This window comes from Hymenobacter daecheongensis DSM 21074, from assembly GCF_900141805.1.
GTDB classification, from domain to species: Bacteria; Bacteroidota; Bacteroidia; order Cytophagales; family Hymenobacteraceae; genus Hymenobacter; species Hymenobacter daecheongensis.
This window is the reverse complement of the sequence record NZ_FQYN01000005.1, coordinates 311429-324282: the sequence shown is the minus strand read 5'-3', so window position 1 is coordinate 324282 and position 12854 is coordinate 311429. Positions and strand designations below refer to the sequence as shown.

Annotated in this window: 9 protein-coding genes; 5 read left to right on the top strand and 4 right to left on the bottom strand. The window is 62.2% G+C overall.

Annotated features, from left to right (window positions below; all coding sequences use genetic code 11):
* The first annotated feature begins 51 nt into the window (after positions 1–51).
* The 4 genes from BUB62_RS11930 (at position 52) to BUB62_RS11915 (ending at position 4952) form a co-directional block, all read left to right on the top strand.
* A complete protein-coding gene (locus BUB62_RS11930) occupies positions 52–498 on the top strand; it encodes a guided entry of tail-anchored proteins factor 1 (protein ID WP_073110390.1) in 447 nt (148 codons plus the stop codon).
* 209 nt (positions 499–707) lie between these two features.
* Positions 708–1343, top strand: a complete 636-nt coding sequence (locus tag BUB62_RS11925) for a (2Fe-2S)-binding protein (protein WP_073110388.1) — start codon at positions 708–710, stop codon at positions 1341–1343.
* Positions 1344–1475: 132 nt separating this feature from the next.
* The gene (locus BUB62_RS11920) at positions 1476–2459 is read left to right on the top strand and encodes an FAD binding domain-containing protein (protein ID WP_073110385.1); all 984 of its coding nucleotides are present in this window, start codon (positions 1476–1478) and stop codon (positions 2457–2459) included.
* Between the two features lie 153 nt (positions 2460–2612).
* Complete coding sequence (locus BUB62_RS11915) at positions 2613–4952, top strand: xanthine dehydrogenase family protein molybdopterin-binding subunit (protein ID WP_073110383.1); 2340 nt, start codon at positions 2613–2615, stop codon at positions 4950–4952.
* Between the two features lie 40 nt (positions 4953–4992).
* On the opposite strand, the gene BUB62_RS11910 is transcribed toward BUB62_RS11915, so the two are convergent.
* A complete protein-coding gene (locus BUB62_RS11910) occupies positions 4993–6561 on the bottom strand; it encodes an NFACT RNA binding domain-containing protein (protein ID WP_073110381.1) in 1569 nt (522 codons plus the stop codon).
* Between the two features lie 191 nt (positions 6562–6752).
* On the opposite strand from BUB62_RS11910, the gene BUB62_RS11905 reads away from it, so the two are divergent.
* On the top strand, positions 6753–7235 hold the full coding sequence (locus BUB62_RS11905; RefSeq protein WP_143164133.1) for a hypothetical protein: 483 nt from the start codon (positions 6753–6755) through the stop codon (positions 7233–7235).
* Positions 7236–7244: 9 nt separating this feature from the next.
* On the opposite strand, the gene BUB62_RS11900 is transcribed toward BUB62_RS11905, so the two are convergent.
* The 3 genes from BUB62_RS11900 to BUB62_RS11890 form a co-directional block, all read right to left on the bottom strand.
* Positions 7245–8015 (bottom strand): MBL fold metallo-hydrolase, encoded by a 771-nt coding sequence (locus BUB62_RS11900; RefSeq protein WP_073110376.1) that lies wholly within the window; start codon positions 8013–8015, stop codon positions 7245–7247.
* Between the two features lie 179 nt (positions 8016–8194).
* Complete coding sequence (locus BUB62_RS11895; protein WP_073110374.1) at positions 8195–8572, bottom strand: response regulator; 378 nt, start codon at positions 8570–8572, stop codon at positions 8195–8197.
* 65 nt (positions 8573–8637) lie between these two features.
* A complete protein-coding gene (locus BUB62_RS11890; RefSeq protein ID WP_073110372.1) occupies positions 8638–12750 on the bottom strand; it encodes a PAS domain S-box protein in 4113 nt (1370 codons plus the stop codon).
* Positions 12751–12854: the final 104 nt, after the last annotated feature.

The window sequence follows — 12854 nt, the reverse complement described above, 5'->3', positions numbered from 1 at the left end:
TCTCACTGACCATTGTCCTTTCTGTCTTCACCCCGATTATCCATTGCAGCCATGAAAAAGATGCTTGTTTTGCTCGCCGCTTTTGCCTTTTCCGCCAGCGCCGCTTCGGCCCAGACTACTGCGCCCGCTGCCCGGCACAAAGAAAAGAAAGAGCACGTTGCCAAAGCTCCTAAAACCCCCGAGCAGCACGCCGACCATACGGCGCGCCGCCTCACCAAAACCCTGAATCTGACTCCCGAGCAGGCCGGTAAAGTGCGGCAGCTGGCCCTGGCGCAAGCCCAGGAAAAGCAGGCCGACCGCGCCAAATTTGCCGCCGCCGGCACCAAAGCCGGAATGCAGGCCGAAAGAAAAGCCGACCGGGAGCGGTACGAGGCCCAGCTCAAGCAGATTCTCAGCGCCGACCAGTACGCCAAATATGCCCAACTGCGCACCGAGCGCCAGCACAAGCACCAGCAGGGCATGGGCCCGCGCAAGGACAAGTTTAAGGCGAAAAGCTAGCGGCTCCACTTGAAGCAGGAAAAAGCGCTGACGATTTCGTCGGCGCTTTTTTTGTGCCCGGCGGCCTCGCTTTCAGGCCCGGCCGGCCAACTTTTTGGCGGCCAAACAGTATTTCATATCGTTGGCTTTGTGTGGGGCTGTGGAGGTGGGCCGTAGAGAGCCAGACCGGCGGCCCGCTTTGGCCGGCTCACCGCTAATTCCCGTCTGTTATGCCCCACGACTTTACGCCCGACCCGGCCGCCCAGCCGCCCGGCAGCGCGCCCAACGATGGCTCGCGCCGCACCTTTATGAAGCAGGCCGGTGGCATTCTGGGCCTGGCCCTGGCCCCGCCGCTTATCAGTCAGGCCGAGCGCCTCACCGCTTTTTCCAAAACGGTGGCGGGCGTGGCCGCCATGCAGCTGAAAGTGAACGGCACCGTGCGCACCATTCAGGCCGAGCCCCGCGTGACGCTGCTCGACGCGCTGCGCGAAAACCTGGACCTGACCGGCACCAAAAAAGGCTGCGACCATGGCCAGTGCGGGGCCTGCACGGTGCTAGTGGATGGCCGCCGCGTGAACAGCTGCCTCACGCTGGCCGTGATGAACCAGAACAAGGAAATAACCACCATTGAGGGCCTGGGGCAGGGCGAGGAGCTGCACCCCATGCAGCAGGCTTTCCTGAAGCACGATGGCTTCCAGTGCGGCTACTGCACTCCCGGCCAGATTATGAGCGGGGTAGCCTGCGTGCAGGAAGGCCACGCCAAAACCGACGACCAGGCCAGAGAGTGGATGAGCGGCAACCTGTGCCGCTGCGGCGCTTACCCCAACATAGTGGCCGCCGTACGCGAAGTGGCGCAGCGGAAGTGAAATAGTGAGATAGTGAAATGGTGAGTTTGATGTTTTGGCGGCGCAAGTGGCGCAGTTGGCGCAAACTGAACATCAAACTCACTATTTCACTATCTCACCATCTCACTATTCCCCCATCTCACTACTGATAAGATGAATAACTTCAGCTACACGCAGGCCAGCACGGCGAAAGAGGCAACCGGCATTCTGAAAGACAAGCCCGCGGCGGCCTACATTGCCGGCGGCACCACGCTGTTGGACCTGATGAAGGCTCACCTGCAGGAGCATCCGCAGCTGGTCGATATCAATATGCTGCCGTTCAAGGGCATCGAGCAGACGGCGGACGGGCTGCGCATCGGGGCGATGGAGCGCATGAGCGACGTGGGCGAAAATGCGCTGGTGCTCCAGCAGTTTTCGGCCGTGTCGGAGTCGCTGCTGCTGGCGGCCTCGCCGCAGCTGCGCAACATGGCCAGCATTGGGGGCAATATTCTGCAGCGCACTCGTTGCGGCTACTTCCGCGACGCGGCGTTTCCGTGCAACAAGCGCGTGCCCGGCTCCGGCTGCCCCGCTCTCACCGGCGACAATCATAACCTGGCCATTCTGGGCACGTCCGAGGCGTGCATCGCCACGGCTTACCCCGGCGACCTGTCGGTGGCGCTGGCCGCGTTTGATGCCGTGCTCACGCTGGAAAACCAGAAGGGCAAGCAGCGCCGCGTGCCCGTTACGGACTTCTACCTGCTGCCCGGCAAAACGCCCCACCGGGAAACCGTGCTGGAGCCCGGTGAGCTGATCGTGGCCGTGACCATTCCGACTGCTGCCCATACCCGCCGCTCTACTTACCTGAAGGTGCGCGAGCGGAGCAGCTACGCCTACGCCTTGGCCTCGGCCGCCGTGGGGCTCGATGTGCAGGCCGGCACCATCCGGTCGGCGCGGGTGGCGCTGGGCGGCGTGGGCTCCAAACCCTGGCGCAGCCCAGAGGCCGAAAAGGTGCTTACCGGCGCGCCGGCTACCGAGGCTACCTTCCGGGCCGCCGCCGCCGCTGCTCTGCGCGGTGCACAGCCCCGCGACGACAACCGCTTCAAAATAGAGCTGGCCCAGAATACGCTGGTACAGGCGCTGCTGAAAGTGGCGGGGTAAGAGCCTGTCCAGGAAGTTGAACAGAACGTCATGCTGAGCTTGTCGAAGCATCTCTAACGCTTTGTTGGATAGAACTGACGAAGCAATAGAGATGCTTCGACAAGCTCAGCATGACAGCCGATTTTTAGGTAACGCCTAGCACCAAGCACCAACATGGATACCGAACCACAATTCTTTGAAACCAACCCGAAAGCCGGCGTGGTAGGCCAGCCGCTGGACCGCGTGGAAGGGCGGGATAAAGTAACCGGCAAGGCCAAGTATTCGGCCGAGTTCAACGCCCTGCCGGGCCTGGTACACGCGGTGCTCAAAACCAGCGACGTGGCCAAAGGCCGCATCACGGGCTTCGATACCAGTGCCGCGCTGAAGCAGCCGGGCGTGCTGGCTATTCTTACCCACCAGAACCTGCCCAAGCTGGCCAAAACCCCCAACGACGCCGAAGGCAAAAAGGCCATTGGGGCCCCCATGGGCTTTATGCCGCTGACTTCGGACCAGATTCACTACGCCGGCCAGCCCGTCGCCATTGTGGTGGCCGATACGCTGGAGCGGGCCCAGTATGCCGCCGCACTGCTGAAGGTGCAGGTGGCTGCTGAAAAGCCGCTGGCATCCTACGAGGACCCGCGGGCCGAGCTGTTTGACCCCACCAAAGTGCAGGATGGCAAAACGCCGGCCCATACCGTGCGCGGCAACGCGCAGGCGGCCTTCGCGGCGGCCCCGCTGCAGCTCACGCACAAATACACGCACGCCATCAACCACCACAACCCCATGGAGCCCGGCGCTACCACCGCCCACTGGGAGGCCCCCGACCGGCTGACGGTGTATGATGCCACCCAGGGCGTGACGCGCACGCAAAAGGCGCTGAGCACCATGCTGGGCCTGCCCACCGAGCAGGTGCGAGTGGTGACGAAGTTCATCGGTGGCGGCTTTGGCTGCAAGGGCTCCAGCTGGCCGCACACCATTCTCACGGTGCAGGCCGCCAAAGCGGTGGGCCGCCCCGTCAAACTCTCGCTCACCCGGCCACAGATGTTCACCGGCATGGGCCACCGCGAAGACCAGACCCAGACCCTGAAAGTGGGGGCCACCCAGGACGGCAAGCTCACGGCCCTCATCCACGAGAAAACCTCCACCACCTCGCCCTGGGATAATTACGCCGAACCCAACAGCAAGATTATCAATATGCTGTATGCGTGCGAGAACTTTGAGTCCTCGTACCAGCTGGCCCGGGCTAATGTGATGACTTCCACCTTCACGCGGGCTCCCGGCGAGGCGCCGGGCTCGTTCGCCATCGAATGCTCGCTCGATGATCTGGCTTATCAAATCGGTATCGACCCCATTGAAATCCGGCTGCGCAACTACGCCGAGAAGGACCCCAGCACCGGCCAGCCCTGGAGCAGCAAGAGCCTGAAGCAGTGCTACGCCCGCGGGGCCGAGCTGTTTGGCTGGAGCAAGCGCAACCCCAAGGCCGGGGCTACCCGCGATGGCCGCCTGCTGGTGGGCTGGGGTATGGCCACGGCCAGCTACCCGGTCCACAACTCGCAGGGCACGGCCCGCGCCCGCCTCTACGCCGACGGCCACGCCGTGGTGCAGGCCGGCGCTACCGATCTGGGCACCGGCACCTACACCGTGATGACCCAGGTGGCCGCCGATGCCCTGGGCCTGCCCATGGACAAAGTGCGCTTCGAACTGGGCGACACCCGCCTGCCCACGGCTCCCAACTCAGGTGGCTCGGTGGCGGCCGGTACGGTGTCGTCGTCGGTATATATGGCCGTGCAGGATGTGTGGCAGAAGCTAATCAAGGTGGCGGTGCTGGATAAAAAGTCGCCGCTATACCGCGCCAAGCCCGCCGATGTGGAGGTGAAGCAGGGCCGTCTGCAGCTCAAAGGCAATCCGCAGAAAGGGGAGGAGTTTGGTGCTCTGATGAAGCGGGCCGAGATGACTGACGTGGAAGGCAACGGCCAGGGCCGCTACGGCAGCGGCTACGAAGATGCTCAGGCCGCCGCCAACGCCGACCCCACCAAAAAGGACGAGGCGGCGCACCACTCCATGCACTCGTTCGGAGCGCACTTCTGCGAGGTGAAAGTGGACCCCGAGCTGGGCACCGTGCGCGTCACGCGCTGGGTGAGCGTGCACGGTGCTGGCCGCATTCTAAACGCCAAAACCGCCCGCTCCCAGATCATCGGCGGCAGCATCTTCGGCATCGGCGCGGCCCTGATGGAAGGCACCGTGCGCGACCCGAACTACGCCCGCTACACCAATGCCAGCCTCGCTGATTACCACATACCCGTCAACGCCGACATTCCGGACATGACGGTGGAATTCGTGGAAGAGCATGACCCCTACATCAATGCCATGGGCGTGAAGGGCATCGGCGAAATTTCGATGGTGGGCGTATCCGCCGCCGTGGCCAATGCCGTGTTTCACGCCACTGGCAAGCGCATCCGCAGCCTGCCCATCACGCCGGATAAGGTGCTGGAAACAAAAGCCGTGCAGGTGTAAATCTGATTTGGCGCTGCAGCCAAAAAGCGGGGAGGTGTAGCTACGGCTGGGCCTCCCCGCTGCTGCGTTCAAAGGGGTTGGCGGGCACCACCAGCACCACCCGCTCGCGCTCCACCACCACCTGCCCGGCAATGGCGCCCTTGCGCTTGCGCACGAACTTTTTGGGTGTAACGGTGACGGGGCACAGCGAGTCGTTTTTGCGGCGTGAATACCAGGCCGCCAGCTGCGCGGCCCGCTCTACCACCGGCTCCGGCGTGGGCTGGTCGGCCTTGTGCTTTATCACTACGTGGGAGCCGGTCACGTCCTTGGCGTGCAGCCAGAGGTCGTCTTTGTGGGCGTAGCGCTGGGTGAGGAGGTCGTTGTTCTGGGCGTTGCGGCCTACCAGAATGGTGAAGCCGGAGTCGGTAAACACCTTGAAGGGCAGCCCGGTAGCTTCTTGGGCCTTGGTGGCGGGCAGCAGGTCGTGGGTTTTGCGCCAGGCGCGCAGGGCGCGCAATTCGGTGATGCCGGCCAGCTCCTCGAGCCGCTCCAGGCACCAGAAAGCTTCGGCCTCGCGCCGCTCGCTGCGCTCCCGCAGCTCCCGGGTTTCCAGTTGCTGGTTTTTAGCCTTGCGGTACAGGTTCTGGGCCGTGCGCTGGGGCGTTTCGGTGGGCTTCAGCTTGATGACGCGCGGCTTATCGTCCTGGTAAAAGTCCAGCACTTCCACCGTGGCCGCGCCGGCTGGAATGTGACTCAGATTGGCCATAATCAGGTCGGCGGTCTGGCGGTAGCCCACGGTATGCTCCAGCGCGTGCAGGCGCGCGCGGGCGTGGGCGGCGCTGGTGGTAGCCTCGTCGGCCCGCTTTTCCAGCTGCTGGCGCACTTGGCGCAGCTCAGTTTCGTAGGCCCGCCGGCCCAGCGTGAGGCGCACGAACAGGCGCAACGCGGCAATGGCATCGGGTGGCAGCGTCTGCTCAATCTCGCCCAGCGGCAGCAGACTCAGGCGGGTTTTGCCTTCGATGGCCGTCAGGTAGAAATGGGCGGGGTTTTCCAGCTGCGCTACCACGTCATGCACCAGTTGGTAGCGCGTGGCAGCATCGGCCGCGTCGTAGCCGTGGGCACGGAGGTAGCGCGGGGGCAGGTCGCCGAGGGCGGGGTACTGGCGGAGCGGGTTTTGCGGGTCGGCGGGCGGCGCGGTGGGCGCGGGGGCCAGTTCGGCATCGGCCAGGTAGCGCGCGTGGAAGAGCTGGGCCGGCGCATCGGGGGCGGGGCGGAAAATGGCGTTTGGGCGCGGCCCGTAGAGCTTGAAGAGCAGCGTAGCATCGCCCTGAAAATGCAGCTGGAGCACCCGGTCGTCCAGAAATACGCTGGCCCGCATCACCACTTTGCCCAGCAGGTCGGGCAGCAGGTCCACAGAGTTGGCGCGGGCGCGGTTGAAGGTTTCCGGCAACGCCAGCAGGGGGAAGGCCGCCGAAAGCTGGGCCTTCAGCCAGAATTCTTCCTCGCCTTTAGTCAGCCCGACAACCAGCTCATCTTTTTCCTGCGAGAAGCACGCCGCCACCCGAAAGCCAGCCAGCGCCTGCGTGAGAGCCGGGGCCAGCTGGCGCAGAAAGTAATAGTTGTTGTGCATGGGAGAGTTGAGCCACAAGCCGCAAGCTTTCGTCCGTGTTTAGGCGCTGCCGCTTGGTTCAGCCGAATGACGGCGCGTAAATACGGAAATAGAAAAACGGGCGCACGGAGTGCAACCATCAGCCGGCAAATATGCTCCAACCAATACCAAACTGACTGCTGCCTGCTCTCATTCCTTAAAATTCTGCGAAAATGAAGAAACACCTACTCCTTTCCGCCTTGAGCCTGAGCCTGCTGGCCTGCGAAAAAGCCGACCGCGAAAACGACGTGATACCCGCTTCCATCACGACTGCCTTCAACCAGGATTTCGCCCTGAGCTACCGCCAACAGGCCACGCTGCCCGCCGCCACGAACCCCGAGCTGACGGTAGCAGTTTCAGCTATGCAGTACAGCTTCTGCCCCAAAGATGTGATTTGCTGCTTCGTGCCCAACTTCGTGGACCCCACGCTGACCATAACCGACGCGCAAGGCCAGTCGCAGCAGGTGAAGCTGCCCGCCAACCAACCCCGAAACTACAACCCCACCTGGATTGACACGATCAGCGTGCGGGCCAATGGCCAGCGCTACGTGGTTTACTACACCAAATGGGATGTGAAGCCCGGCTGCGACCAGCCCGGCATCAAAGATATTTCCGTGCGGCTGCGCGTGCTGAAGCCTACATCGGCCACCAACTAAGCCTGCCCGCTACGCCACCTCCACCCGCAGTCCGTCGTACGCCAGGCGCACGAAATCCGGCAGTGTGGCTTCCACGTCGTGGTGGCGGCCCAGCTGGTGGCCGATGTGGGTGAGGTAGCCGCGGCGCGGGGCCAGCTCGGTGAGAATGTCCACGGCTTCCTGCAAGGAAAAGTGCGAAATGTGCTGCTCGTGCCGCAGCGCGTTCAGCACCACCACCTCTGAGCCTCGCACCAAGTCCAGCGACTCCGGTGAGAGGTAGTTGGCATCGGTGATGTAGGTGAAATTGCCGATGCGGAAGCCCAGCACCGGCAGCTTGTAGTGCAGCGCCCGGATGGGCTGCACCGTTACGCCCTCCACCATAAACACGTCCGTGTCGCTCACAATGGGCATGGTCTGCACCTTCGGCACGCCCGGATACTTGTTTTCGGCGAAGATGTAGGCGTATTCGCGCTTGAGCTGCTCCAGCACCCGCGGCTCGGCATACACGGGCATATCCTGCTGCTGCCGGAAGTTGTAGGCCCGGATGTCGTCCATGCCGGCCGTGTGGTCCTTGTGCTCGTGGGTGAAGATGAGCGCATCGAGGTGGTCGATTCGCTCGCGCAGCACCTGCTGCCGAAAGTCGGGGCCGGAGTCGATGATCAGGCTTTTGCCCTGCGTCTGAATATGCACCGACACGCGCAGCCGCTTGTCGCGGTAGTCCAGGGAACGGCACACGGGGCAATGGCAGCCAATCATGGGCACCCCTTGCGACGTGCCGGTGCCGAGAAAAGTTATCTGCACTTCGTTGGAATTATGAATCCTGAATGTTGAATCATGAATTAATTTCTGTCCCGCAGCGACAGCAGCTACCGGCAGATCAAAATTCCAACACATTGAGAATTGAATAGTGAATTATGAATCGGAGGTACGGCATTGAATCGCCCCCAATTCATAATTCAGCATTCAAAATTCATAATTATTTAGCCCACGTACTGCTTTACTACCCGCACCAGGGCGTCGAAATCGAGGGGTTTGGGCAGGTAGTCGGTCACGCCGGCCTCGCGGAACTGCTCCATGGAGTAGTTGTTGGCGTTGCCGGTGATGGCAATAATGGGAATGGCGGCAATGCGCGGATCGGCGTTGCGGCGAATTTCGCGGGTGCATTCCATGCCGTCTTTCACCGGAATGTTGATGTCCATCAGCACGCAGTCAATCGGCTGGCTTTCAATCTGCTTGATAACCTCGCCCCCGTTTTTGGCCGATACAATGCGGTACTTTTGCAGCTCCAGAATTTTCTTGGTCAGGTTCAGAATGACGGAGCTATCCTCGGCAATCAGAATCGTTTTGGAATCGGCCATGGGAAAGAAAGTTTGTGTGAGGGTCAGAGAGAGGTGAGGGAGGGAAGTGAGAAAGCAAGCGGCAGTCAGGTGGGGCTGACCACGGTGGGATATACGGCGGTGAACTGGGCAAAGTAACGCAGCAGCAGCTGAAAATTCGCTTCCGCGTGCTGCATCTGGCCTTCTTTCAACTCGTGCTCCAGCAGTTTGGCGCAGCCGGCCAGCGAATTCAGACCTAAAGTAAAGCCAGTTCCCTTGAGTTGGTGCAAATGTGGCAAAATCTGCTCGTATTGCCCGGCCTGCACCAGCGCCTGGGCCTCGTCCAGCAGCTGGCGGGCTTCGTGCTCGAAGTCAGTGTAGAGCTGGGCCGCGAAATCGGAGCCGCCCAGCTGCCGCAGCTGCTCCAGAATATCCGGGTCAATCAGCGCGGCCTGCTCTGGTTCGGACAGCGCCGGGGGCGGGGCCAAGGCGGCCGGCTCGGCGGCATCCGGCTCGGCGGCGGGGGCGGACTCGGCGGCCGGGGTGAGGTGTAGCGTGGCCATGCGCTCGGTGGCTCCGGTCCAGCGCCGCAGCACCGTATACAGCGCCTGCGACTTCACGGGCTTCGACACGTAATCGTCCATGCCCTGCTGCACAAACCGCTCGGCATCTTCCTTCATGGAGTAAGCCGTCATGGCCACGATGGGCGGGCAGAGCCGGCCCAGCCGCCGCCGGATTTCAAGCATAGCCGTCACGCCGTCCATTTCCGGCATCTGAATATCCATGAAAATCAACTCGTAGTGCGCCTCCGGATTGGTGGCCTTGCTGATGGCCTCGAACCCGTCGCCGGCCACGTCGATCTGGCAGCCCAGCTTGTCGAGCAGGCGGGTGGCCACTTTCTGGTTGATCAGGTTGTCATCGACCAGCAGTACGCGCGGGCTGGACTCGAAGCGCACCACTTCCTGGCTGCGCTCCCGCGAGGCCTGCCGCTCCTGCACGATTTCCTCGGCGTTGAAGGCCTCGCGGCAGCGCATTGTGAACCAGAACGTGGAGCCGTCGCCCTCGTTCGAGAAAATCCCGATTTCGCCGCCCAGCAGCTCGGCCAGCTGCTTGCTGATGGCCAGGCCCAGGCCCGTGCCGCCAAACGACTTGGTGGGTGTGGTATCGAGCTGGGTAAAATTGGTGAACAGCAGCTTCTCGTTGGCGGCCGAAATGCCGATGCCCGAGTCCTGCACCGCGAAGCGCAGCACGTGTTCCTGCCCATCGGTGCTCACCGACGATACCACGATGCTCACCGTGCCCTGGGAGGTGAACTTAATGGCGTTGGAGGTTAAGTTGCTCAGAATCTGGAGCAGCCGCGTTTCATCGGTGATGATGAAGTGCGGCGTGTGGGGCGTGATGTGGTAGGAGAACTTGAGCTTTTTCTGGTTGGCGCGGTTGGCAAACAGCGAGTAGATTTTCTCCAGCGTATAGTGCAGGTCAACGCCCGTTTCGCTGAGCTGGAGCTTGCCGGCCTGAATCTTGGACAGGTCCAGAATGTCGTTCAGAATGGACAGCAGCGCGTCCGAGGACTTGCGCAGCGTATCCACGTAGTCTTCCTGCTCCTCGCTCGACACGGTCTGGTGCAGTAGATCAATCATGCCGATGATGCCGTTCATGGGCGTGCGCAGCTCGTGGCTCATGTTGGCCAGAAACTGGGTTTTGGCGTGCAGCGAGGCCTCGGCCTCGTCTTTGGCGCGGCGCAGGTCGTCCTGCATCTGCATTAGCTCCGTAATGTCGCGGGCAATGCCTTCGGTGCCCAACAGGTTGCCCTGCTCATCATACATGGCCCGCGCATTCACCAGCACGTTCAGCACGTGGCCGTCCTTGTGCACCAGCATCGACTCGAAGTTGCGGGCCGTGCCGTTGTTCTGACGCAGCTCTTCCAGCAGCCGCATCCGGTCTTCGGGGTGCTTGTAAAAACGGGTAAGCGGCTGACCCATCACCTCTTCCGGCGTGTAGCCCATGATATCGAACACCGACGGGCTGATAAGCGTGAGCTGGCCGCGCGCGTCGGAGCGGTAGTACATATCCTGAAACGACTCGAAGATGGCCCGGAATTTCTCTTCCTGGGCCGCCAGCTCCAGCTGCGAGCGTTTCTTGTCCGTGATGTCGTGGGCCATGCCCGAGATTTCCTCAAACGAGCCGTCGTCGAGGTAAATCGGGTTGAGGTAGATTTCGCGCCACGTATCCTGCCCGCGGGCATCGCGCAGGCGCACCTCGAAGCGCTGCGGCTGCCCCTGAAACGCGCGCCGGTAGTTTTCCACGAACAGCTCGCGGGCCTCATCCTCCATCATGCCCAGGTCGGCCTGCCACAGGTTCACGTTCAGCGTGGGATACACGCCGTTGCGGCGCAGAAAGTAAGCCGAGTAGTTGCGGTTGAAGGAAGTGAGGCGCGAGTGCGTGTCCACAGACCACATCAGGTGCGAGCCGCTCTCGAAGATGGCGTTCAGGCGCGCGTTCTGCTTCTGAATCTTGACCTCGTTGCCCTTGCGCTCAATGGCCAGGGCCACCTGGTTGGAGATAAAGTGCAGAATCTCAATATCGCCGGCCGAGTAGGCATCGGCGCGGTGGTAGTCCTGCACCGTAATCACGCCGATGATCCGCTCGCCGATGCTCAGCGGCGAGCACAGCATCACCTCCGGCATCAGCCCGTAGGCCGTGATGGTGCCGTTGGCAATAAGCTCCTCCAGCTCGGGCCGCAGCAGAAACTGGGGCCGCCCGGTGCGGATGATGTACTCGGAAACCCCCGACGAAAACGGCCGCGACACCAGCCCCTGCTCGCCGGGCGTGTTCTGATCGACGAAATACGCGAACTGCAGCTGGGTGCGCTCCTCGTCGCAGAGGGCAATGAAGAAGTTGTTGGTTTCAATGATTTTGCTCAGCTCCCGGTGGATGGCCCCGTAGAGGGAGTGCAGATCTTTGGAGCTAATGGCCAGGTTGGCAATGCTGTAGTACACCTTCTGCAGCCGCTCGGCCTTGATACGGTCGGTGATGTCGTGCAGAATGGCGCGGGTGCTCACGGGCTCGTCGTTCTGCCAGGAGCAGCTGATGGAGCCGATCAGGTGTACGGGCTTGCCGGTTTTGGTCAGAAACACGGTTTCGAGCTTGTTCACCTTTTCGCCCTTATACAGGTTGCGCAGCTGGTAGAGCAGCTTGGCCTTGTAGTAGGGGTGCACCACGTCGCCGAGGGTCAGGTGGGGCAGGTCGTCGTCGTCGTAGCCCAGCTTCTCCTTCCACGCCTTGTTCACGAACAGGAAGCGGTTGTCGATGCTCAGGTTCTGAATCAGGTCGTGGGCGTTGTCGAGAAAGTCCTGAAGGCGGGTGCGGTTGTCGGTGAGGGCGCGGGCCGCGAGGTGGCGGTCGGTGAAGTCGCGGCCTACCACCAGGATGCCCGTAATCTTGCCGTCGAAGTCGCGGGAAAATTCGGCGTGCCAGTTGATCATGCGCGCCTGCCCCGACTTGGTAATCAGGGTGCGCTCATAAAAATCCTGCAGCCGCTCTTCGGCAATGCTTTTCAGAAAGGCCTGCTGCAGCGTGGCCCGCTCGGCCGGCGGCGCAAACAGCTCCTGGTATTGCCGGCCCAGCACTTCCTGGCGGGTATACTCCGTGTAGTCGAGGAAAAAGTCATTGACATCCAGAATAAGCCCCTCCCGGTCAACCAGCACGTAGCTCAGGTTGGTGCGGCTGAGCAGGTCGCGCAGCTGCTGCTGGCTGCGGTCGAGGGCGGTGGCGGCGTGGCGGCGGTAGCCCTGCGTCACGTCGCGGATGGTGAGCTGCACGCGCACCAGGCCCTCGGGCAGCATCAGGCGGTGCAGCGTCACCCAGCCATCAAAGCGCTGCTTATCGGCGTGCTGCCCATACCACACCTTCGAAAACTGCTCGCCCGTGCGGGCCGTGTGCAGCAGCGCCTCGCGCAGCATCTGCTCCGACAGCAGATGATCCTGGTTTTCGTCGGCCGGGGGCACGTTGTAGGCCATCAGGCCATCGTGCAGCAGCTGGGCGCGGGTGGTGTGCAGCAACCGTACGGCCGTCTGGTTGCAGTCCAGCAGCGTGCCGTGCTCGTCGTAGAGCAGGATGGCATCGTAGGCCTCATCGAACAGGGCGCGGTAAAAATCTGCGGAGGAGGTCGGAGCGACTTCCGTAGCAGCGGCAGCCGGAGGAACAGGGCGAACAGGCATCAGATAAGGGGATATGAGCCGGGTGCAATGGCCCGCTGGGAAGGCCCTCAGACAGCACACGCGTTTTAACTCCTTAAATTTGTCAAAAATATCCCAGACAATCC

Coding starts and splice junctions, on each gene's coding strand:
- BUB62_RS11905 (WP_143164133.1), top strand. CDS start 6,753: ATGAAGAAACACCTACTCCTTTCCGCCTTGAGCCTGAGCCTGCTGGCC.
- BUB62_RS11920 (WP_073110385.1), top strand. CDS start 1,476: ATGAATAACTTCAGCTACACGCAGGCCAGCACGGCGAAAGAGGCAACC.
- BUB62_RS11890 (WP_073110372.1), bottom strand. CDS start 12,750: ATGCCTGTTCGCCCTGTTCCTCCGGCTGCCGCTGCTACGGAAGTCGCT.
- BUB62_RS11910 (WP_073110381.1), bottom strand. CDS start 6,561: ATGCACAACAACTATTACTTTCTGCGCCAGCTGGCCCCGGCTCTCACG.
- BUB62_RS11925 (WP_073110388.1), top strand. CDS start 708: ATGCCCCACGACTTTACGCCCGACCCGGCCGCCCAGCCGCCCGGCAGC.
- BUB62_RS11915 (WP_073110383.1), top strand. CDS start 2,613: ATGGATACCGAACCACAATTCTTTGAAACCAACCCGAAAGCCGGCGTG.
- BUB62_RS11895 (WP_073110374.1), bottom strand. CDS start 8,572: ATGGCCGATTCCAAAACGATTCTGATTGCCGAGGATAGCTCCGTCATT.
- BUB62_RS11930 (WP_073110390.1), top strand. CDS start 52: ATGAAAAAGATGCTTGTTTTGCTCGCCGCTTTTGCCTTTTCCGCCAGC.